Genomic DNA, 21,557 nt, shown 5'->3' on the forward strand with positions numbered 1-21,557 from the left:
AGTGTGGTTAGTCGTCGGCCGGTGCGGCTCGCGAGGTCAACTCGACGGGTTCTGCGTCGACCTCGAGTTCGTCTAAGGCGACCTGTGCGGCGCGCTTACCCGAAACGAGCATGGCACCGAAGGTCGGTCCCATCCGCGGGAGGCCGTAGGTCGTCGCGGTTGCCATCCCGGTCGCGATGAGGCCGTCGTGGACGAGACCGGTGTGTTCGACGACGGCGTCCTCGCTTTTGCCGACCCACATCGAGTCGTGACCGGGCGAGTCGTGGCCGGGTGCGCCATAGGTGTCGTCTTCGGTCTGGTCCATGACTTGGCCGCGCTCGCGGGCGTCCTGAATGCCGGGCGCGTCGAGGACGCCGCGCTCGTCGAGTTTCGTGACCGCCATCGCGTCGTGGCCGGTCGCGTCGATAACTAAGTCGGCCTCGACGGCGATCGGGTCGACGCAGGTGATCTCGCGAGGCAGCGCGTGGACCGGCGTCCAGTTCATCACGATCCCCGAGACTTTGTGGTCCTCGCGGATGACGATGTCCGTAAACTCGGTCATGTTCTGCATCTTCGCGCCTGCGTCGCAGGCGGCCTTGATCAGGCCCGAACAGGCCTCGGGCCCGTTCGCGACGTAGAGTCCCTCGCTGTCTTGGGCCTGTTTGTAATCCACCTCGAGGTCCTCGAGGATCTGTTGGGCGGGATCGCGTACCGTCACCTTGTTCATCAGGAAGCCGCCGAGCCAGAAACCGCCGCCGAGGTAGTTGTTCTTCTCGACGACCATCGTCTGGACACCGCGCTCGGAGAGTTCCTTCGCAGCGGTCAGCCCCGAGGGGCCGCCGCCGACGATGATGACGTCCGAGTCCGAGAAGTCCATGAACTCCTCGGTCCACTCCTGTCCGATTGCGCGCGTGACGTCCGCTTCACCGACCTGACTGAACTGCTCGAATTCGCTCATACAACTAGGTGGTATGATTTAGTGGTAATAAAACTGTCGTAGCTATTGCTTGAAAGACGATTTGGTGTGAGAATCACACACAAAAGAATTGTCGTCGCTCGATTTCGGCTGATCGACTGCTTGATACGGACTCCTGTCCGTCAGTACCGATGCACCCGCGACCGACCTGGGGTTGCACCGAGAAACCGGGATAGCAGACCGTATGCGTTGACGGTTAGCTGGGCCGGTCCGCGGACACCTCGTCCATCCGGTCGGTCTCCGTCTCCTCACCGCGGTAGGTGTCGAGTCCAACCACCCGGTTGAGGACGCATTTCTGAAGGACGCCGGTGGCGAAAAACACGACACCGAGGACGATCAGCAGGGCCGGCACGATGGTGCCGATCGAAACGACACCGACCAGCGCGGCCAGACCGATAATCGCTAGAAGTGCGCCGCCGACGAGCCGCCAGGTACGATCGAATCCGCCTACGTTTTTCTCCATGATGTATCTCACTCCGCGTTTACACGCGGTGTAGTCTACACCTCGAGTAGAAATAAGTGGGTCGGTACCATGACCCTCGGCGTTTGTTGACAACTAAGACGACGTGTCACTGCTGCCGAAGTGCCGGCGGCGCACCTGTTCGCGATCTGTTCACGTGGTCGTTGACGCACGCGCCCACGCGACGCGTAGCGTACGCACACCCGCGCTGTCGCCCGGTTTTGGCGAAAGCGTTATCAAACGCTCAATCGTACCGAGCGACGATGACCGATACTCGTCCGCGACGACGGCGACCGGACGCTCGAGGACTCGGAGGTGGTCCGCGGTGGAACTGATAATCACCGAGAAGGACAACGCAGCCCGCCGGATCGCCGACATCTTAAGCGGCGGCACCTACGACTCGAGTCGCGAGAACGGGGTCAACGTCTACGAGTGGGGCGGCAAGCGCTGTGTGGGGCTGTCGGGCCACGTCGTCGGCGTGGACTTCCCGCCGGAGTACTCCGACTGGCGAGACGTCGAGCCCGTCGAGTTGATCGACGCGAGCGTCGAGAAGACGCCGACGAAAGAGAATATCGTGGCGACGCTACGGCTGTTGGCCCGTCGCGCCGAACGCGTGACGATTGCGACGGACTACGACCGCGAAGGGGAACTGATCGGTAAGGAAGCCTATGATATCGTCCGAAACGTGGACGAGGACGTCCCCATTCGCCGGGTGCGGTTCTCCTCGATCACGGAAAACGAGGTCCAGCAGGCGTTCGACGAGCCTGACGATCTCGACTTCGATCTGGCTGCCGCCGGCGAGGCCCGCCAGATCATCGACCTGATCTGGGGGGCCGCGCTTACACGCTTTCTCTCGCTGTCTGCCGGGCAACTCGGCGAGGACTTCATTTCGGTTGGCCGGGTGCAGTCGCCGACGCTGAAGCTGATCGTCGACCGCGAGCGCGAGATCGAGGCCTTCGATCCGGAGGACTACTGGGAGCTCTTCGCTGACCTCCAAAAAGACGACACGAGCTTCGAAGCCCAGTACTTCTACCGCGACGAGGACGACAACGAGGCCGAACGCGTCTGGGAAGAAGCCGTCGCCGACGAGGTCTACGAAACGCTTTCCGAGCGCGACGCCGCGACAGTGGTCGACGTCAACCGGCGGACCCGCACCGACACGCCGCCGACGCCGTTCAACACGACCCAGTTCATCCGCGCGGCCAGTTCGCTCGGCTACTCGGCCAAACGGGCGATGTCGATCGCCGAAGACCTCTATACCGCCGGCTACATCACCTATCCGCGGACCGACAACACCGTCTACCCCGACGATCTCGATCCCGAGGAACTGCTCGACGATTTCGTCGGCCACACCACGTTAGGCGAGTCGGCCGAATCGCTGCTCGAGGCCGACGAGATCACCCCGACAGAGGGTGACGAGGAGACGACCGACCACCCGCCCATCCATCCGACCGGCGAGATCCCTGCCCGTGGCGACATCTCCGACGACGAGTGGGAGATTTTCGAACTCGTCGTCCGCCGGTTCTTTGCGACCGTCGCCGACGCCGCGGTCTGGGAACACCTCAAGGTCGTCGCCGAGGTCGACGATTACCGGCTCAAGGCAAACGGCAAGCGTCTGGTCGAGCCCGGCTACCACGACGTCTACCCCTACTTCAGCACGAGCGAGAACTACGTCCCCGATGTCGACGAAGGCGAGGAACTGTCGCTGTCGGACGTCGAACTCGAGGCCAAAGAGACCCAGCCACCCCGCCGATACGGCCAGTCGCGGCTCATCGAGACCATGGAGGACCTGGGCATCGGGACGAAATCGACCCGTCACGACATCTTAGAGAAGCTGTACGACCGTGGCTACGTCGAGAGCGACCCGCCGCGCCCGACCCGGCTCGCGATGGCCGTCGTCGAGGCCGCCGAGGACTACGCCGACCGCGTCGTCAGCGAGGAGATGACCGCCCAACTCGAGGCCGACATGGACGCGATCGCCTCGGGTGAGGCGACCCTTGATGACGTCACCGACGAATCGCGGGAGATGCTCGAGGAGATCTTCGCCAACCTCGCCGAGTCACGCGAGGAGATCGGCGACCAGCTTCGAAAGTCCTTGAAAGACGACAAGCGGCTGGGGCCGTGTCCCGAGTGTGGCGAGGACCTGCTCGTGCGCCGGAGCCGCCACGGGTCGTATTTCGTCGGCTGTGACGGCTACCCCGACTGTGAGTTTACGCTGCCGCTGCCCTCGACGGGCAAGCCGCTGATCATGGAGGAGACCTGTGACGAACACGACCTCCACCACGTCAAGATGCTCGCAGGCCGACAGACGTTCGTCCACGGCTGTCCGCTCTGTAAGGCCGAAGACGCCGGTGAAGGGCCGATCATCGGTGACTGTCCCGAATGTGGTGAGGACAGCGCGACGACGGAGTCGTCGCGAGACGAAGGCGGTGAAACCGCCGAAGAAGGCGGCGAACTGGCGATCAAAACGCTCCAGAGCGGGTCGCGACTCGTCGGCTGTACGCGCTATCCCGACTGCGAGTACTCGCTACCGCTGCCCCGCCGCGGCGAGATCGAAGTCACCGACGAGTACTGCGACGAACACGACCTGCCCGAACTCGTCGTCCACAGCGGCGACGAGCCCTGGGTGCTCGGCTGCCCGATCTGTAACTACCAGGAGTTCCAGGCCCGCGAGAGCGAGTCGGGCTCCGATCTCGAGTCGCTCGACGGTATCGGTGCTAAGACGGTCGAGAAACTCGCCGATGCTGGGATCGAAGATCTCGAGGATCTGACGGCGGCCGACCCCGACGCGGTCGCCGAGGACGTCGACGGTGTCAGCGCCGATCGTGTCCGAAGCTGGCAGGCGAAAGCCTAGCAGACTCCGTTTCTGCGAGACCGCTGGTCGCTACGAAGACGGTGTGTGACTCCGGCCCCCTTGATGGAGTCACGAGCGGTGCCTCGTTTGCGTGGTCCGTACGAGACTGTCACGACTCACTGACGAACTGTCGAGACAGTCACTTTTGGCTGACGAGACGACACAGCCGACCGTCGTGTCGATCTGACTGTGCCGGGCGTACCATTAACTGCGTGTGTGTATACGTATCGTTCTCGACCAGATCGCGCCGCTCGCGATCGCACGTGTCACGAGACGGATTATGTCACGCCACAATGAGATCACGGCCGAAGAGGGGCTCGAAGTCACCCTCGGTATCGACGAACTCGAGACGTTTCTAACGGCAGATGACCCCGACGTGCGGGAGTATGCAGCTCGCACGCTGGCCGAGGAGGCGTCCGATCGGCCGGCGGACGTGCGATCCGCGGTGGCATCGTTGACCGAGTGTCTCGAAGACGAGCCTGCGATCAGATCTCACGCAGCCACGGCGCTGTCAGCCGTCGCGTCGGTCTACCCGCAAGCGACGCAGGAGAGCGTACCGGCGCTGCTCGAGCGACTCGATGGATCGACTGCGATTCGGGCGGATGTCGCCGATGCGCTTGCCTCGATCGCAGTCGACGATCCGACCGTCGTTGCTGACTCGGTGACGACCCTCGCGGCTGCCGTCACAGACGACGAACGACATGTCCGGACTCGAGTGATGGCTGCTCTCGCTGCGATCGCCGAGGCCGATCCCGAAGCAGTCATCCCGGCGACCGACGAGATCATGACGGCGATCGACGACGACGCCGTCTCGGTTCGGGAAAACGCCGCCGTAATTCTCGCGGCCATCGCCGAGCACGATCCAGATGCCGTCCTCGAGGCCCGTGACCTGCTCGTCGACCGGCTCGCGGACGAACCGGCCGTCCGCGAGCATGCAACGCGGGCGCTGCATGCGATTGCGACCGATCGGCCGGCGACAGTTGCGTCGTCGGTTGACGCCCTCGTGACGGGGCTGACCGACGAGCGCGAGTCCGTCCGCGTCGATTCCGCGGCAGCGATCGCGGCCATCGCGGCGGAGCGCCCCAAACCGGTCAGCGAGGGCGTCGACGCGCTGGCCGCGACCCTCGACGATGTGGCTGCCGTCCGAACCAACACCGTTGGTGCGCTCCGAGACGTCGCCGAGGCCGATCCCGGTGCGGTCGTGCCGGCCGTCGACGCGCTCGTCGCTCGACTCACAGACCCGCTCGAGACCGTCCGAAGTGACGCGGCCGCGACGCTGGCGATGCTTGCCACCGACCGGCCCGAAGCGGTTACTGCTGCCGTCGACCCTCTCGCCCGCCGGGTAGCCCGCGACGACCTGCCGGTTCGAGACCACGCCGTGACGGCCATTGCTGCCGTAGCCGACGCGGCTCCCGAGACCGTCGCTCCCGCCGTTGCTGACCTCACCGATGCCCTCGCGGTCGACGACGACGACGTCCGGCTCGCAGCCGTTCGCGCTATCGCCGCCGTCTCGATGACCGAACCCGCTTCGGCCCGGTGTGTCGTCCCCGAACTCGCCGCCCGCCTCGACGATCCACACGAGCCAGTTCGTCACCGGGCGACGGCGGCGGTCGGCGCGATCGCTCGCGACACCCCCGGCGACAGTGAGGTGCCGGAACTGATCGAGCAACTCGAGGACGGCGACGAGTGGGTCCGTGGCTACGCTGCCAGTAGGCTGGCAGAAATCGCGATGTCGCAGACGACCGCCCCCCATCCAGCGGTGCGATCGGTACGTCGGCGACTCGGCAACGAGCACGCGACGGTCCGGCTCGGGGCCGCTCGTGATCTGGTGACGATCGCCGCCGAGCGACCCCACGACGCCCGCGTCGCCGTCGACGCGCTCGGTGAGCGGCTGTCGGACGACAACGCTGACGTTCGTCACACCGCCGCACTGGCCCTCGAGCGAATCGCGGCGACGGACCCGAACGCGATCGGCCCGGCGCTGTCGGGACTGTTCGACGCGCTCGACGATACCGATCGCAGCGTCCGTGAGACGGCTCGCCGGACGCTCGCGGCGGTCGCCACAGAGCCGGCCGAGGACTGCCGGCCAACGGTCGCACTCGCCGTCGCGGAAACCGAGGCCGACGCGCAACCGCGTCGCGTCGCCGCCTGCGAGGCACTGTCCGTCCTCGGCCTCGAGACTGGGACCGAAACCGAAGCTGCTGTCGGTGCCGTCTGTGACCTGCTCGTCGAGCCGACGCCGGCCGTCCGTGCCGCCACGCTCGAGACGCTCGAGATGCTCCTCGAATCCGACGCCGAGACCGAGCCGACGCCGCTCGAGACGGTGACGGCGATCCTGTCGGCCGGCGACGAACGCGCGGAAGCTGTCGCGATGGCGCTTGCAGACGTCGCCCGGATGAATCCCGAAGTGATCGCCGCGGCGAGGACGCCGCTTTCCGAGCGACTGCGGGAGACGGGCGGCCGCCAACGGCGCGGCCTCGAGCGTGCGCTGACGACGGCTGTCGCGGAGACCGACGGACAGCCCGTGACCGCGACGTTGTGCGACGAACTCGACGCAGACGGCGTGGACCGACAATCGCTCGCCGGCGAGATCGCTCGACTGGCAGCCGCTGCTCCCGACGACGCGGCGACAGCGCGTGATCGACTCGTCGCGTTGCTCGAGGCCGAGGACGAAGCTGTCCGCGGGTACGCAGCGCTCGCGCTTGGAATCCTCACGGTAACGGGCCGGGACGACGGCGCTGCGCTGGGCGACGCGATCGACGAAACCGACGGTCGACTGCACGCAGCTGCCTCGCTCGTCAGCGGCGAGACGCCGACGCACACCGACGAGATCAACACGCAACTCTCCGGAATGGGGCGGCGACTCGACGATGAACCGTGGGCCGCCGGGCTGGCTGTCCTCGCGCTGTCGGTCCTCGCCGACGAGTCAGCGAAACTCCGTCCGACGGGCATCTCGAAGATCGCGGCCGGGCTTGCCGTCGAGAGTCCGATCGTCCGCGTCACCGCCGGGCGAACGCTGGCGTCGATGGCCGACGACGATCCCGACGATTTCGATACGGTGATCGACGATCTGCTCGCGGCGCTGTCGGATGCCGACGCCGACGTTCGTGCGACAACTGGCGCGACACTGGCCGATGTCGCCGAACTGACGGCGGCGCTCGAGGAGAACACAAGCGAGATTGCGGCCGATCTGCGGCCGCGGCTTGCCGATCCCGACGGGCGCGTTCGGACCCGCGCGCTCCGGATTCTGACGGCGGTCGATGCCGTCGACGCGCTTCCCGCCGTTCGGCCGCTCACTGACGACCCAGTTCCGGGCGTCGCGGGCGCGGCGACGACCGCGACCGAGCGACTCGAGTACGTCCGCGACCACGAGGCCGACGACGGTCGCGAGTGGTCGATGGCGGGTGCAGGACCGGCAGGGACGAACGCCGTCGTGGCGGGCGACGCACTCGGCACCCGACCGACGGCCCAGTGGCACCTCGAGACCGACGGCGACATCGAGGCTCCACCAGCGCTGGTCGGCGACACTGTCTTCATCGCCGACGGGAACAGCGTGGCCGCGCTGGCGCTCGCAGACGGCAGCGAACGCTGGCGCGTCGAGTCGGACACCGCGATCGAAACGACGCCCGCGGTCGTCGATGACACCGTTTACATCGCTGGTGACGCCGTGGTTTCGGCGCTCGAGGCTGACTCCGGCGAGCTCGTCTGGCGACACGCGATGGACGAGTCGGTCCGAACGCCTCCGATCGTTGCCGACGGGACGGTCTACGTCGGCGGCGAGACACTTTCTGCGATCGATGTCGAGACCGGCCAGTCGGTCTGGACGGAGTCAGTCGACGATCGAATCGTCGGGCTCTCTGTCGCCGATGGTGTCGTTTACGTCGCCTGTGACGACCGCGTCGTCGCGTTCGCGGCCGCTGATGGGGACCAGCACTGGGAGACGGACATCGATCTCGAGGGGACGATCCGTGGTGTGCCGGCGGTCGCGGACGGGAGGATCTACCTGAGTTGTGGCGACACGTTGTGCGTGCTGGCCGCCGCTGACGGCGAACGGCAGTTCCGCTTCGATACCGGCGGTCGACTCCCGGCGTCGCCAGCGGTCGTGGATGGAACCGTCTACGTCGCCAGTGCGGACGGCAGCCTCTATGCGATCGACGCGAGTACCGGGAGCGAACGTTGGCGAGAAGCGCTCGGGCAGGCGGTGACCGGGCCGGTCGTTCTCGGCGACACCGTCTGTCTGGTGACCACCGATGGACGACTGCACGCACTTTCGACCGCCGACGGCTCGCAGTGGTGGGAGTCCACGCCGGATGCAGTCGGCACGGAGCCAGCGATCGCCGCCGCAAGCGGCCGGCTTTGCCTCGCAAGCGACGCCGGACTCACCGCGCTCGGTGCTGACCAGTCGTCGTGGACGGCGTCGATCACTGGCCTCCTCACTGGGTTCGGAGACGGACCGGGAGAACGGTAGCTGCTCACGACTGCCTGCGGGCAGAATCGGTGGCTCGTTCCGATCCGAAACAGCCCACCGCCCGGGCTATGGACGGCCGCTCAGGTAGATGTCGACTCGGTGGCGTTGGCGTCGGTAGACGAGTTCGTCGCCCCGTCGCTGCTCGTCTCGAGGATGGATTCGACGCGGTCGACGATTACGTCCGGCGACGTGATGCCGAGTTTCTCCCAGCGTTTTTCGCCGTTCCCGTCGATGACGACGGTCACTGGGTAGCCGACGATCCCGTACTGGGCCGCAATGTCCCCTGTCGGGTCGTAGCCGATGGGCCAGTTCCCGCCGTGGCCGCGCCACCAGTCCCGGAGCTCTGCCGGCGGCTTGCCCTCCGGGGATTGGTATGTCGCCCCCAGAAACGTCAGCTCGTCGCCATAGTCTGCGACGAGTTGCGCGTGTGCCTCGGCGAGGTTCGGCATCTGCGCCTGGCAGTTGCCACAGCCGGTGACGAAGAGTTCGACGACCATGAGATCACCGTTGGGGACCGACAGCGTCCCGGCATCGCTTCCCCGCGCGTCGATCGTCTCGACGGTGAGCGGCCCACCGTCATCACCGCCATCGTCCGCGTCGGCGGTGTCGGCTTGAGACGAGAGCCCGTCTCCGAGAAGCAGTCCACCTGCACTGGCCAGGGCCCCGATGCTGCCGAGCCCAGCCACGATTTCCCGGCGTCTCATGGCACGCTCACCACCTGGAACGGACGCGATCGAAACCGACGGTGCTCCATGTGCACCGGTATGGGCGCGAGCAACTAAGCTGTCATTGGTTTATGTGTCGAATCAGGTCCGCTACCGGTGTCGGCCCCCTCTCGAGTGGACTGTCGTCCGGCCCGTGGCGTTCGCTGCGCTTTTGGCGCTGTATCACCCACTGCCGAGCGAGACGCGTGACTGCCCTCATCGTGACAGCACTTGCTGGCGTGCTCTTCGGACTCGCGCTGGCCGCACCACCGGGACCGATGAACGCAATCATCGCCGAGGAGAGCGTCGTCCGCGGCTGGGCGGCCGGCTTCCGGGCCGGCCTCGGGGCCATGCTCGCGGACGCGATCTTCTTCGTGCTCACGCTGGCCGGCGTCGTCGCCGTCATCGACCGCCTGTCGGGGCTTCGTCCCGCGCTGTACGTCGCCGGCGGCTGTCTGATGCTGTACTTCGCCATCGGCGCGATCGACGAGGCCAGAGCCGCCACGTCGTTTACCGACGCTGCCGGAAGCGCCGCCTCTGGCTTTCGCAAGACGTTCGCGCTCTCGCTGACCAACCCCTACCAGATCAGCTTCTGGCTCACCGTCGGCGTCGGCTTGCTCGAGCCCGGCACGCTCGACGTCCTCGCACACGCCCCGGCGGTCGGGAGCGCGCTCGCGGGATCGCTGGTCGTCCAGACGGGATCGCCGGCGCTTCTGGTTGGCTTCTTCGCGGGAATCGCGTGCTGGATCGTCGCCTATCCGGCGGCGCTGGTCGCGGCGGGTCGGCGCGTCGACGCCTTCGCACCCGTCGTCGCCGCGGGCAGTGCCGTCGTTCTCGTCGGTTTCGGCGTGCTCTTTCTCGCGATGGGGCTCGGGATCGTCTAACGGTGACCTCACCAGTGTTGGCGGTGGATCATCAGTAATTACAATACGGTTTTGTTATTCAGAGTCGCTCGCGGGAGTCGCGTTCAGTATAGAATATCCACTAATTACAGAGTCGCAGTGATACTGCAGCAAATGGGCCACAATTCTATCGTATGATGCTGCTTATCGGTGTCTCGAGTCTGGTTTTCGGCCACTATTCCGCATACACGAGAGTTCGTCGGCATTCGGGACAGACGTATGGAACTGGTGTGAAGGTTTCATCTGCGCGGATGCTGCTCAGAAACTTGTCGTCTGAGGCTGGAGAGACGATCGAGAGTGATCCTAAGGCGTCAGTTCCTTGCAGTTCCATTTGCTCTAACGGCTCCTGACAGTCCGGACACGTCTTTTTAGAGGGCATATGTATCACCATCCACACTTCTATCAAAAATCGGTTGGTTTGCCTTCTTACTCGAATTTACCTGTTCCGTCATATTACGATAGATTCGCACATGTAATGACCGAGCTGACCGATTCGGTTCCAAGCATAATTCTGAATAACAACGTCGTGCTCCGATCTACCGTTACACCGGTCGCTGCTGTGGGTGGTTCCGTTTCGAAAACCCTCGCCTCGAGTGGGCGCTGTCCTCGACGGATCGGTTACTCGCCCAGTGCCGCGATTTCGTCTTCGAGCCACTCGCTGAACCACTTGACGCGTTTGAGCCGCTGGTGGGCGATGCTCTCTGCGGTCTCGCTTTGGACGCGCGAGGCGGCGTCGTACCCACGCTCTAAGACGCGCTCGACCATCTCTTCGCTGTCCATGTGCGTGCGAGCCTCATAGCCCATGCGCAACAGCATGAGTGCGGTCCCGTTTGCACCGACCTTATCGAGCAGGTCGGCCTCGATGAGACACTGGGTCTCGAGGGCGAGATCGGTCAGATCGCCCTGATAGGAGTGGTGTTCGATCGAACGACACACCTGCTGGACGAACGACTCGGGATACTCGCCGTGGGACTCGAGGTACTCACGGGCGACGCGAGCGCCGGCCTCGGCGTGGAGTTCCTGGTCGGTCTCGAGTTTGGCGACGTCGTGAAAGAGAGCGGCGACGCGGGTGACGTCGATGTCCGCGCCCTCCTTCTGTGCGATTTCCGTTGCGAGATCGACCACGTTGAGGATGTGATTGTGGCGGTACTCGGCGGAGTGCCACGGATACCAGCGCATCCGCCCACCCTCGTCTTCCTTCTCGACGCTTGCCGCGAGATATTCGAAGACGAATCCTTTCATCTCCTCGAACTCGGCGTCGGTCACCCTGGTCTCTTTTATTTCGACGCCCACGATAGATCCCTCCGCAGCAGACGAACGATAGTCATTACTGGAATGTTCGGTCGTTTCGCTCTTTAGCCTTTGGTTCGGTCCAGTTTTGGGCGATATGACACTCATGCCGTCACAACGCCACTCGATCACCGACCCGTGGCCGCCACGGAATTCCGTCGCTGCACCAGACGATGGAAATAATTTTCCGTTAAAGTCAAACAGTCGGCTCGGAAAGAGGGGGGTATGAGCAGCGAACAGGAAGCGGAGTCGATTCGGTGTCTCGTCGCCAAAGTCGGCCTCGACGGTCACGACCGCGGGGCACACGTCATCGCACGCGCGTTCCGTGATGCCGGCTTCGAAGTCATCTATTCCGGACTGCACAAATCGCCCGATCAGATCGTTCAGGCCGCCGTGCAAGAGGACGTCGACGTCCTCGGCATCTCCATTCTCTCGGGAGCCCACGACACGCTCGTCCCGAAGATCATGGACGGGCTCGAGGAGTACGGTGCCAAAGACGACACGCTCGTGCTCGCCGGCGGCGTCATCCCCGACGAGGACCGCGAGGGACTCAAAGACGACGGCGTCGCGGCCATCTTCGGCCCCGGGACCTCGATCGAGGAAACCATCGAATTCGTCCGCGAAAACGCGCCGCAGCGATGACCATGGACGAAGCCGACGAATCGCTACTCGAAGCGCTGCTGGCGGGCGAACACCGCGCACTCGCTCGAGTCATCTCGAAGATCGAGAACCGGTCGCCAGGGTATCGAGACCTCGTCTCGGAGCTCTACGCCCATACGGGCAATGCCGACGTGATCGGCATCACCGGCTCGCCGGGCGCAGGCAAGTCGACGCTGGTCGACAAACTCGCCGAGGCCTACCGCGAGCGTGGCGAGACGGTTGGGGTCATCGCGATCGACCCTTCCTCGCCGTTTACCGGTGGTGCCGTACTGGGCGACCGCATCCGCATGGCGTCGACCGTCGGCGACATGGATGTTTTCGTCCGCTCGATGAGCGCCCGTGGCACCCTCGGCGGGCTCTCGACGGCCACTGCAGACGCTGTCAAGGCGATGGACGCCTTCGGCAAGGACAAGATCATTATCGAGACCGTCGGTGCCGGTCAAAACGAGATCGACATCGTTCGGACCGCCGACACCGTCGCCGTCCTCGTCCCGCCGGGCTCGGGTGATGACATCCAGACGCTGAAAGCCGGCATCTTAGAGATCGCCGACATCTTCATCGTCAATAAAGCCGACCGCGAGGGCGCAGATCGGACCGTCCAAGAATTGCGTGAGATGGTCCATCTTGGCGAAGAAAGCGGACTCGCCGGTGGCGCTGGCCACCACGGCGTCGACGCGATGGACGGCGATGGCGCGGGCTGGGGCGATGTCGACGAAAGCGGTGACGACACCGACGACTGGACCACCCCGATCGTCGAGACGGTCGCCACGAAGGGGACCGGCGTCGACACCTTCATCGACGAACTCGGGAACCACCGGTCGTACCTCGTCGACTCCGGAACCCACGCCGAGAAGGTCCGGCAGCGCTACGCCGAAGAAATCAGAACGCTACTGCGCGAGGACGTCCATGCGCTGCTCGAGGACGAACTTGCCGACAGCGGCGGCATCGACGACCTCGCCGAAGCCGTCCGGCAGGGCGAGACCGATCCCTATTCGATCGCAACTGACGTGCTCGAACCCGTCGAGGCCTGCGTCGAGAATCTGGCTGCCGACGCGGACGGCTCGAGTGCCGAGTAGGCCGGTCGCTCGAATCGCAGCACCCGTCGCGGTTGCAGCAGAACCTGTATCTGAACCTGAACTCTAAGGCCGTCGCCGTCCTACTGCTTCGTATGAAAGGCCGAACAGTCCTCGGTGCAGCCCTCGGAACTGTCGGCGGGGCCATCGTCGGCAATCGCCTGCTGAAACGGCGTGCCGGTGACCTCGAGAACCCGCTGGTCGGCATCGAACGCACCTATCGCTGGCGAGGGATCGAGACGACCTACACCGTCGCCGGCGATCCGACCGATCCGGACATGCTCTTGTGCCATGGGATCTACGCAGGCGCAAGCAGTTACGAGTTCGAACCGATCGTCGAACAGTTAGCCGAGGACTATCACGTCTACGCGGTCGACTTGCCGGGCTTTGGCCGCTCCGAGCGACCGCCGCTGATCTACACGCCGTCCCTGTATGCCGAGTTCATCCGTGACTTCGTGGGCGACGTGACGGCGGAGCCGATCGTCGTTGCCTCCTCGCTGACTGGCTCGTTCGTGGTCGATGCCGCCGACGAAACCGACTTCCAGCAGCTGGTGTTGATCTGCCCGACCGACGAAACGGCGACTGAGCGGCCGTGGCTCCGAACCTTGCTTCGGACACCGGTCGTCGGGACGACGCTCTATAACCTGCTCGCGAGCAAACCCTCGATCCGCTATTTCTACGACCGGGAGGGGTACTACGATACCAGCCGGATCGATCCGGAGACGGTTCAGTACACCTGGGACAGCGCCCACCAGCCCAGCGCGCGCTACGCTCCCGCCTCCTTTGCCGCGGGCACCCTCGATCCCGAGTTCGACCTTGCGACCGAACTGGCCGTCCTCGAGACGCCGACCACGCTCGTCTGGGGCCGCGATGCGGGCCTCGTTCCACTTCGAGATGGGCGCGACCTCGCGGCGGCTGCCGATCTGGATCTGGTCGTCATCGACTACGCGACGCAGTTGCCCCACGCCGAACATCCCGACGAGTTCGTCGAGTATCTGCGTGCGGAACTGCTGGCTGTCGACATCGACGAGTAGTCGACCACCGACGAGCTGGGAACTGCGGCTCGTGCTGTCTGCTGGCCATGAACGACACGTACCGACGGTCGCGAACGGACTATGCCGGTCGGAACCCGATCACGCGCTCGCCGGTCGTCTCCGAGACCGTAATCTCGAGTTCGACCTCGAGCCCCGTCTCAACCCCCTCGGGATCGATCCCCACAACTTGCCCAGTGATCCGCACGGGACCGACGTTCGCGATGGCAGTCGCATACGGAGCGTCCTCTTCGAACGCCGGCGTCGGAACGTGCGTGATGGTGAACGTCTCGATCTCGCCGCGTTCGGGGAGGCCGACCTCCTCGAGATCGGTCGCGCCACAGTCGAGACAGACCCGCCGCGGGGGTAGGGAGCCGTGGCCATTGGCACACTCGAGGTAGTAGGCGTCGCCGGTTTCGGCGGCGTCGAGCCACTCGTCGAAGCCGGCGTCTGCGACGTCATCAGTGTCGCTCATTCGTCCATCACCTCCGGACATCCGTCCGGCGTCATCGCGATCGCTCGGCTCACGCGACCACCTCCAGGACGTGAACCATCGCACTCGCAACCGTCCCACCCGCGTTGTGGGTGACGCCGGTCGTCGCATCCGCGACGTGGTCGCTGTTTGGATGCGTGCCCGCAAGCAGCGTCGCCATCTCGGCGACCTGAGAGGCACCGGTTGCGCCGACCGGGTGGCCCTTCGCCTTCAGCCCACCCGAGAGGTTGACCGGCAACTCGCCGTCGGCAGTCGTTCGCCCGTCGCGGGCCGCCGAAATCCCCTCACCGATCGGCTCGAGATCGAGCGCCTCGAGCGCCAGCACTTCGGCGATCGTAAAGCAGTCGTGGACTTCCGCGACGTCTACGTCGCCGGCATCGATATCGGCGTCGGCGTAGGCCTCTTCGCCGGCCTCGCGGGCGGCCGGCGAGCGCGCAAGGTAATCGCGGTCATGCAGTGCCATCCGATCGCCGCCCTGGCCAGTGCCCGTGATCGCGACTGGTGCCTCGAGGTCGTGATCTGTGGCGTAGTCCTCGCTGGTCAGTACGAGCGCGGACGCGCCATCGGAGATCGGACAGGCATCGTAGAGTCCGAGCGGTTCCGAGACCAGCGGAGCCTCGAGCACGTCGTCGACCTCGATCGCGCGCTGGTACTGGGCCTTCTCGTTGGGGAGCGCGTTGTCGTGGTTCTTGACGGCGATATGGGCCAAGTCTTCACGGTCGCCGCCGAACGCGTCGAAGTAGGCCTGGGCCATCAGCGCGTACGCACCGGGGAACGTCGTCCCGGCGCGGACCTCCCAGAGGTCGTCCGCGGCGATCGCAAGTGCCTCCGTCGCACCTGCGGTGCCGAGGTTGGTCATCCGTTCTGCGCCGCCGACGAGGAGTACGTCGTTTTCACCGGTACGGATCCGCTTGACCGCCTCGCGGACCGCAACGCCGCTCGAAGCACACGCGGACTCGAACCGCGTCGCGGGTGCCTGAACGCCTGCGGCTTCGGCCATCAGCGGCCCCTGATGGCCCTGATGTTCTGCGAGTTCGCCCATGAAATTGCCGTAGAAGACGGCCTCGACGTCGTCTCGAGAGACACCGCTGTCCTCGAAGGCCGCGATGCTTGCTTCGGCGAAGAGATCCCGTCCGGTCCGCTCGGGATTGGCTCCGAACGCTGTTAACCCTGTTCCTGCAACACGAACGTTAGCCATATACACACATACTGGATGATCCCGTTAATAGTCCGCGGTTACGGAGCTGTTATCACAGTCGGCGATCGGCTCCGGCCTTATCGACGAGTAGGTGTGCAGTGGTGCGATCTGTGCGTCGCATCGGAAGCGATGAGCGCGAAGACTGACGACACTCGTTACGAACTGCTTGCCGTCGATCGCCGTCGGAAGCGTGACGATCGTCTTGATCGGGACGGGAAAGTGCTACAATACGTGCGCTGAAAACGCATTTAGACGTCTGTGCGGAAGCAGGACGCTTCAAGGCCCGTCCTCTGCGGCGTCGAACCCTGAGTACGGCGGAGAAGTTGTAGTGGACTCGCCGGGGCTTGATCGATACGGATGCCTGCCAAGGTCTGGGTAGAACGTGTACCGTGTTGCCGTGGAGTTGAGTTCATCATTGGTTATAACCCGTCGATGAATTCGCGACGAAGCTCCATTTTCTCGCGCTCGGTTCGTTCGTCGTAGTGTTTATCGAGGATGTCACCCGAGACGTTTGCTCGATCGGAGACCACCTCTTGCGGTGATCCGGTTCGTAGATGGTTCGTGATCGAGCCACGTCGAATCGCGTGGGGAGACCGTGAAGATGGGCAGCCAGCACGTTGGCCGTGCCGCCGATGCTTGCAGGTCTTCGGATCCTTCCCGTGTGGGCAATCGCCGAATTCGCACGGCTGTGTCACACGGTAGATCGTCTCACGGATCGACCCTTCGCTAAGCCGACCTTGAGAGCTGGTGATCAGTGGGCGACGACCATGGCTATCGGTGACCTTCTCACGGTTGTGCGTGATGTAGTCCTTGATCACGTCGCAGTAGTGCGGTCCGACAGCAATCGATCTCTCGGCCGCTTTCTTGTTCTTTAGTGGTGTACCCGTTTCTGGGCGATGTCGTACGTCGAGACACTGCGCATCCCGGTCGAAGTCGCCAACGTCGAACGATCGGAGTGTTCCAAGACGGATTCCCGTATGCCAGAGGATCGCCGTCACGACGTGCTCTCGACTGGCGTACGCGAACTGTTCGAGGTATTCGAGTATTGACTCCGCTCGACTGGCTTCGAGATGTTCGTCACGGGCCTCGTCTTCTGGCTCGACTTCTGGGATCTGGACACTCTCGCGCATTCCCGGCTCGACGGCGTCGATCGCCGCGCAGAACTCGAGAAAGACGCGGAACGTCTGGAGATAGCCACGGAGCGTGACCGGCTCGACATCTTGGCTTGCCCAGACACGGAAGCGGTGTATATTCCGCCCTGTAAGACGGTTCATGTCGTTGATCTCGTGATCGGAACAGAACGCGAGGAACTGCTTGAGACGATACTGGTGATTCTGGTATGTCTTTTCAGAGACTTCGGGTTCTCGCTGATTGAGGTACAACTCCACGGCCTTGGCAGGCGGCGTAGGTGTGAGTCCATCGCTCATGGAACCCCGATCTTTCCGTCGCCCTGCGTCGGCAAAGTCGCTTCGCCCATCGTCTTCCTCCGTCATATCCAGTCACCTCGGCAGCTCTGGGGCTGAGCTACACGCTCGCGGATCCGATCGCAAACGCTCCAGATGGTGGTGGGTTGAAGGGCGATACAGCATTGACATTGCCGGTCACTGACCGGACGTAGACTGTCGTTCATAGTGGGGATTTCGTGATCCCCGACCGATCAGCGAAATAGCACAAGTGGTAAAGCCATAGCGACGAAACATACAGCTGACCCAGCGTCTGGCTATTTCGCCATGGGTCGGGTTCACTCGTGCTCTGACAGCTATCACCCTAACAGAGCACGAGGGGGCTATTCCAACTGTCATCGTCACGTAGCCTCGGGTTCGTCAAGCTCCTCGAAGTCGAACTCGAGGCGCAAGAGTTCGTCGTAGGTGAGACCGCGCTTGGCCTTTTCGATCCGGAGCCGGTTGCGAAGCGACTCCGAGATCGTGATATTGGCCTTCGCGTGATGTGCGTTAGGTTGTGACACCACACCGCCGCCTATGCCGATGAGCTTTAAGTATCTACTGGTTTGTGATTAGGGCATAAAAGCCCGTATATGAGGTTTTCCTCGGGTAAAACCCGGTACCACACTTTCACAATGGTCGAAGACGAGTACTTAAAGGCAAATCGATCCAGAACATATTTTACTATACTCTACGGACTGATTCAAATCCCTCACTTTTGTATTTGTTATAGCTCGACCTCTTCGGGGATCAGGTCCCAATGACGAAACGTGAGTTGCAGTTCTTTGCCCTGTTCCGTGCTCTGTAGGCGGTATGAGTATGCGCCCAACTGTCGACCGGTCTCAGCATGAAGATCGTCTGAGAGTACCTCGAGAACCTCACAGACAAGGCCATAGTACTGTGTGTCTGGGTCCCCGTGGCCGACGTAGACACGTACCCGATCGCCCGGCGAATATGGGTCTGCCGCCGGTTGTGGGATCTCGTCTTCGACCATACTCGAACACCGTGGTAGCATGGTATCAGTCCATTGTCGTATTCAATTGATACTCTCTGTCGAATCGGTCTGCCCACGAGAGGCGTGTTTCCGCCCAACGGAAAGTTACACATAGATCCAATTACTGGTTGCTCGTATGGATTCTGAGCAAGAGACTCTCCCGGGTGCCAAAGACGAGCCCGACACTCTCGACCTCGATACGCTCGAGAGTCACCTCTGGGAAGCTGCCGATATTCTCCGTGGCAGTATCGACGCCGCCGACTACAAGAACTACATCTTCGGGCTGCTCTTTCTGAAACGCGTCAACGACCGCTTCGAAGAGGAAACCGAAGAGGTCGCCGAAGAAAATGGCATCCCCGAAGAGATCGTCAAAGACGATCGTGACCTTCACGAGGAGTTCTGGGTGCCCGAACGCGCTCGCTGGGGCCACATCACCGCACAGGAGACCGACATCGGTGCGACACTCAACAAGGCACTCGAGGCGATCGAAGACGAGAACGACGACATTGCCGAGCGTGTACTCACCTCTGTCGACTTTAACGACAAGCAGCGTCTCAGTGACGCTACGCTCGACGAGCTTGTGACACACTTCTCGAAGCACCGATACCGCAACGCCGACCTCGAGGACCCTGACATCTTCGGGCGGGCCTACGAGTACCTCATCCGGAAGTTCGCCGACGACTCCGGCAAGAAAGGCGGCGAGTTCTACACGCCTCGCGAGGTCGTCCAACTGCTCGTTGAGTGTGTCGACCCCGATCCCGGCGACCGCGTGTATGACCCGGCATGTGGCTCTGGCGGGATGCTCATCTACTCTGCCCAGCACGTCGAGCAAGAGGGCGGCGAGCGTGACGATATTTCCCTCTATGGGCAAGAAAAGAACCTGAACACGTGGGCGATCGGCCAGATGAATATGCTCTTGCACGAACTGCAAGACGCTACGATCGAGAAAGGCGACACGATACGAAAGCCAAAGTTCGTTACCGAACACGACGAGCTCGAGGTGTTCGACCGCGTTGTCGCCAACCCCCCATGGAATCAGAAAAAGTGGAACAAAGAGTGGGTACAGGAAAACGAGCCGTACAACCGGTTCGAGTACGGGCTGCCGCCAAAGAACCGAGGCGACTGGTCATGGATCCAGCTCATGCTCGCATCGCTCTCGGAGACCGGCAAGGCGGGTATCGTCATGGACAACGGCATCCTGTTCCGGTCGCGATCGGAAAAGAAGATCCGCAAACCGATTCTGGAAGAAGACCTCGTCGAAGCCGTCATCGCACTTCCCGAGAACCTGTTCTATAATACGTCATCGCCGGGCTGTATCCTCATCCTCAACAAGGACAAACCCAAAGAGCGCGAGGGCAAAGTTCAGTTCATCTACGCCGAGGATCAGACGCTGCGAGAGTCTGGCGTGCAGGTGTTCGAAGAACTCTCGAACCAAAACCAGCTTACACAGCAGGGGGTCGAATATCTAGCCGAGACACATCTTACTGGCCGGGAAGAAGATCACCACAGCCGACTGGTCGATCTCGAGGAGATCGAAGAGAATGATTGGAACCTTAACGTACCGCGCTATGTCGACACGACTGAACCTGAGGAACCTATCGATGTGACGGAAAAGCTTCAGGAATTGAACGAGCTTAGTGAGGAGCGGCGGAAGACCCACGACGAGCTTGGGCAGTACATGGAGGAACTGGACTACCGATGAGTGAGATTGTTCAAGAATTCAGTGACATACCTAAGGGATATAATAAAGTCCAGCTCGGGCCAAAGTCAGAGGTAGTTCCGAGCGAATGGCGAATTGAGTCGCTTTCGAGTTGGCTATCCAGCCTAGAGACAGGTGGCAGACCGAAAACTTCGGAGCGGTCCGAATCGGATTCAGTATTGAGTATTGGTGGGGCACATATCTCAGGCGGGTCGTTCGACCTTGACGAACCGGTTCGTATTTCTGAAGATTACTATGATGGATTGAAGTCAGGAAAAATAGAAGAAGACGATATCTTGCTCGTCAAAGATGGTGCGACCATTGGAAAGTCGACATACGTGAACAGCGTACCCGAAGAACGTGCAGCTGTTAACTCACACGTATATATTATTCGTGTAGATGACGAGAAGTACGATCCCCGATTCCTATATAATTTTGTTAATTCTCGAATCGGTCTAGACCAGATACTTCGACTTACGACAGGGACCGCTCAAGCAGGGTTGAATCGGACGTTCCAACAGGCAGTGAAGGTTCCGACTCCCCCGTTGCGCGAACAGCGCCGAATAGCCGACATCCTCTCGACAGTAGACGATCAGATTCAGCAGACAGACGATATCATAAGTAAGACAAGAGAGCTAAAACGCGGACTCATCCAAGACCTGATTTTCTTCGGGAAAGATCACAGTGGGACCCAATCAGTCCAGCTCGGTCCTGTAACGACTGAGATCGCAGAAGCGTGGAACGTAGCTACTGTTGGCGAAGTCACAACTAAGGCTCAATATGGTACCTCTGAAAGTCTTTCAACAGAAGGTAAGTACCCCGTCTTCCGCATGAATAATATCGAAGACGGCAAAATGGTTTCCTCCCCGATGAAATATTCTGATCTAGAGGAAGACCAAGCAAAAAAGTACCGTGTAGAGCAGGGTGACATCCTGTTTAATCGGACCAATAGTATTGATCTCGTTGGCAAGTCGGGCATTTTCGATCTCGAAGGAGAATACGTATTCGCGTCGTATCTTATCTGCCTTCGAACGAACGAAAAAATGAACCCGTACTTTCTTAATTACTACCTGAACTCCCATATTGGACAAGGAATCCTATTTTCTATCGCGACGCGAGGTGCCAGCCAAGCAAACATCAATGCGACAAACTTGAAAAATGTCAAGGTCCCTCTTCCCCCACGGGAACAGCAGGATCAAATCGTTGACAAGATTCAGAAAGTGGAGGAAAAAATAGAGCAAGAGCAGAAAACCAAAGAAAAGTTCCAAGAACTCAAACGCGGCCTGATGCAGGATCTCCTGACCGGCAAGGTCCGCGTCAACATCGCTGACTAA

The 21,557-nt window shown here is 62.2% G+C and carries 17 protein-coding genes; 8 read left to right on the forward strand and 9 right to left on the reverse strand.

Annotated elements, in window-relative coordinates; genetic code table 11:
- Positions 1 to 7: 7 nt before the first annotated feature.
- Positions 8 to 937: a sulfide-dependent adenosine diphosphate thiazole synthase gene (locus BDK88_RS13605; RefSeq protein WP_130500896.1), complete on the reverse strand. Its 930-nt coding sequence runs from the start codon at positions 935 to 937 to the stop codon at positions 8 to 10.
- A gap of 214 nt (positions 938 to 1,151) precedes the next feature.
- Positions 1,152 to 1,418: a YgaP family membrane protein gene (locus tag BDK88_RS13610; protein WP_130500897.1), complete on the reverse strand. Its 267-nt coding sequence runs from the start codon at positions 1,416 to 1,418 to the stop codon at positions 1,152 to 1,154.
- Positions 1,419 to 1,740: 322 nt separating this feature from the next.
- On the opposite strand from BDK88_RS13610, the gene BDK88_RS13615 reads away from it, so the two are divergent.
- Both BDK88_RS13615 and BDK88_RS13620 read left to right on the forward strand, forming a co-directional pair.
- On the forward strand, positions 1,741 to 4,269 hold the full coding sequence (locus BDK88_RS13615; protein ID WP_130500898.1) for a DNA topoisomerase I: 2,529 nt from the start codon (positions 1,741 to 1,743) through the stop codon (positions 4,267 to 4,269).
- Between the two features lie 280 nt (positions 4,270 to 4,549).
- A complete protein-coding gene (locus tag BDK88_RS13620) occupies positions 4,550 to 8,737 on the forward strand; it encodes an outer membrane protein assembly factor BamB family protein (RefSeq protein WP_130500899.1) in 4,188 nt (1,395 codons plus the stop codon).
- Between the two features lie 80 nt (positions 8,738 to 8,817).
- Here BDK88_RS13620 and BDK88_RS13625 read toward each other — a convergent pair whose 3' ends face one another.
- Entirely contained in the window at positions 8,818 to 9,441 is a 624-nt protein-coding gene (locus BDK88_RS13625; protein WP_130500900.1) for a TlpA family protein disulfide reductase, read from the reverse strand.
- Between the two features lie 206 nt (positions 9,442 to 9,647).
- Here BDK88_RS13625 and BDK88_RS13630 point away from each other — a divergent pair, with 206 nt between their 5' ends.
- Entirely contained in the window at positions 9,648 to 10,325 is a 678-nt protein-coding gene (locus BDK88_RS13630) for a LysE family translocator (protein WP_130500901.1), read from the forward strand.
- Positions 10,326 to 10,961: 636 nt separating this feature from the next.
- Here BDK88_RS13630 and BDK88_RS13640 read toward each other — a convergent pair.
- Positions 10,962 to 11,636 (reverse strand): HD domain-containing protein, encoded by a 675-nt coding sequence (locus BDK88_RS13640; protein WP_130500902.1) that lies wholly within the window; start codon positions 11,634 to 11,636, stop codon positions 10,962 to 10,964.
- Between the two features lie 222 nt (positions 11,637 to 11,858).
- On the opposite strand from BDK88_RS13640, the gene BDK88_RS13645 reads away from it, so the two are divergent.
- The 3 genes from BDK88_RS13645 (at position 11,859) to BDK88_RS13655 (ending at position 14,400) form a co-directional block, all read left to right on the forward strand.
- The gene (locus BDK88_RS13645) at positions 11,859 to 12,275 is read left to right on the forward strand and encodes a cobalamin B12-binding domain-containing protein (protein WP_008009887.1); all 417 of its coding nucleotides are present in this window, start codon (positions 11,859 to 11,861) and stop codon (positions 12,273 to 12,275) included.
- Positions 12,272 to 13,369, forward strand: coding sequence for a methylmalonyl Co-A mutase-associated GTPase MeaB (gene meaB / locus BDK88_RS13650; RefSeq protein WP_394342675.1), 1,098 nt, complete (start codon positions 12,272 to 12,274; stop codon positions 13,367 to 13,369). The genes BDK88_RS13645 and meaB overlap by 4 nt, the downstream gene beginning before the upstream one ends.
- A 92-nt stretch (positions 13,370 to 13,461) precedes the next feature.
- Complete coding sequence (locus BDK88_RS13655; RefSeq protein ID WP_130500903.1) at positions 13,462 to 14,400, forward strand: alpha/beta fold hydrolase; 939 nt, start codon at positions 13,462 to 13,464, stop codon at positions 14,398 to 14,400.
- A gap of 79 nt (positions 14,401 to 14,479) precedes the next feature.
- Here the strand turns inward: BDK88_RS13655 and BDK88_RS13660 are convergent, their stop codons facing one another.
- The 5 genes from BDK88_RS13660 to BDK88_RS13675 form a co-directional block, all read right to left on the reverse strand.
- A complete protein-coding gene (locus BDK88_RS13660) occupies positions 14,480 to 14,872 on the reverse strand; it encodes a Zn-ribbon domain-containing OB-fold protein (protein ID WP_130500904.1) in 393 nt (130 codons plus the stop codon).
- Positions 14,873 to 14,921: 49 nt separating this feature from the next.
- Positions 14,922 to 16,088 (reverse strand): thiolase C-terminal domain-containing protein, encoded by a 1,167-nt coding sequence (locus BDK88_RS13665; RefSeq protein WP_130500905.1) that lies wholly within the window; start codon positions 16,086 to 16,088, stop codon positions 14,922 to 14,924.
- Between the two features lie 419 nt (positions 16,089 to 16,507).
- Positions 16,508 to 17,515, reverse strand: a complete 1,008-nt coding sequence (locus tag BDK88_RS13670; RefSeq protein ID WP_130501056.1) for a tyrosine-type recombinase/integrase — start codon at positions 17,513 to 17,515, stop codon at positions 16,508 to 16,510.
- 377 nt (positions 17,516 to 17,892) lie between these two features.
- Entirely contained in the window at positions 17,893 to 18,054 is a 162-nt protein-coding gene (locus BDK88_RS21240) for a hypothetical protein (protein WP_165396969.1), read from the reverse strand.
- A gap of 203 nt (positions 18,055 to 18,257) precedes the next feature.
- Complete coding sequence (locus BDK88_RS13675; RefSeq protein ID WP_130500906.1) at positions 18,258 to 18,524, reverse strand: hypothetical protein; 267 nt, start codon at positions 18,522 to 18,524, stop codon at positions 18,258 to 18,260.
- 136 nt (positions 18,525 to 18,660) lie between these two features.
- Here BDK88_RS13675 and BDK88_RS13680 point away from each other — a divergent pair, with 136 nt between their 5' ends.
- The gene (locus BDK88_RS13680) at positions 18,661 to 20,226 is read left to right on the forward strand and encodes a type I restriction-modification system subunit M (protein ID WP_130500907.1); all 1,566 of its coding nucleotides are present in this window, start codon (positions 18,661 to 18,663) and stop codon (positions 20,224 to 20,226) included.
- The gene (locus BDK88_RS13685) at positions 20,223 to 21,557 is read left to right on the forward strand and encodes a restriction endonuclease subunit S (RefSeq protein ID WP_130500908.1); all 1,335 of its coding nucleotides are present in this window, start codon (positions 20,223 to 20,225) and stop codon (positions 21,555 to 21,557) included. The genes BDK88_RS13680 and BDK88_RS13685 overlap by 4 nt, the downstream gene beginning before the upstream one ends.

Source organism: Natrinema hispanicum, assembly GCF_004217335.1.
In the GTDB taxonomy this organism is placed as follows: Archaea; Halobacteriota; Halobacteria; order Halobacteriales; family Natrialbaceae; genus Natrinema; species Natrinema hispanicum.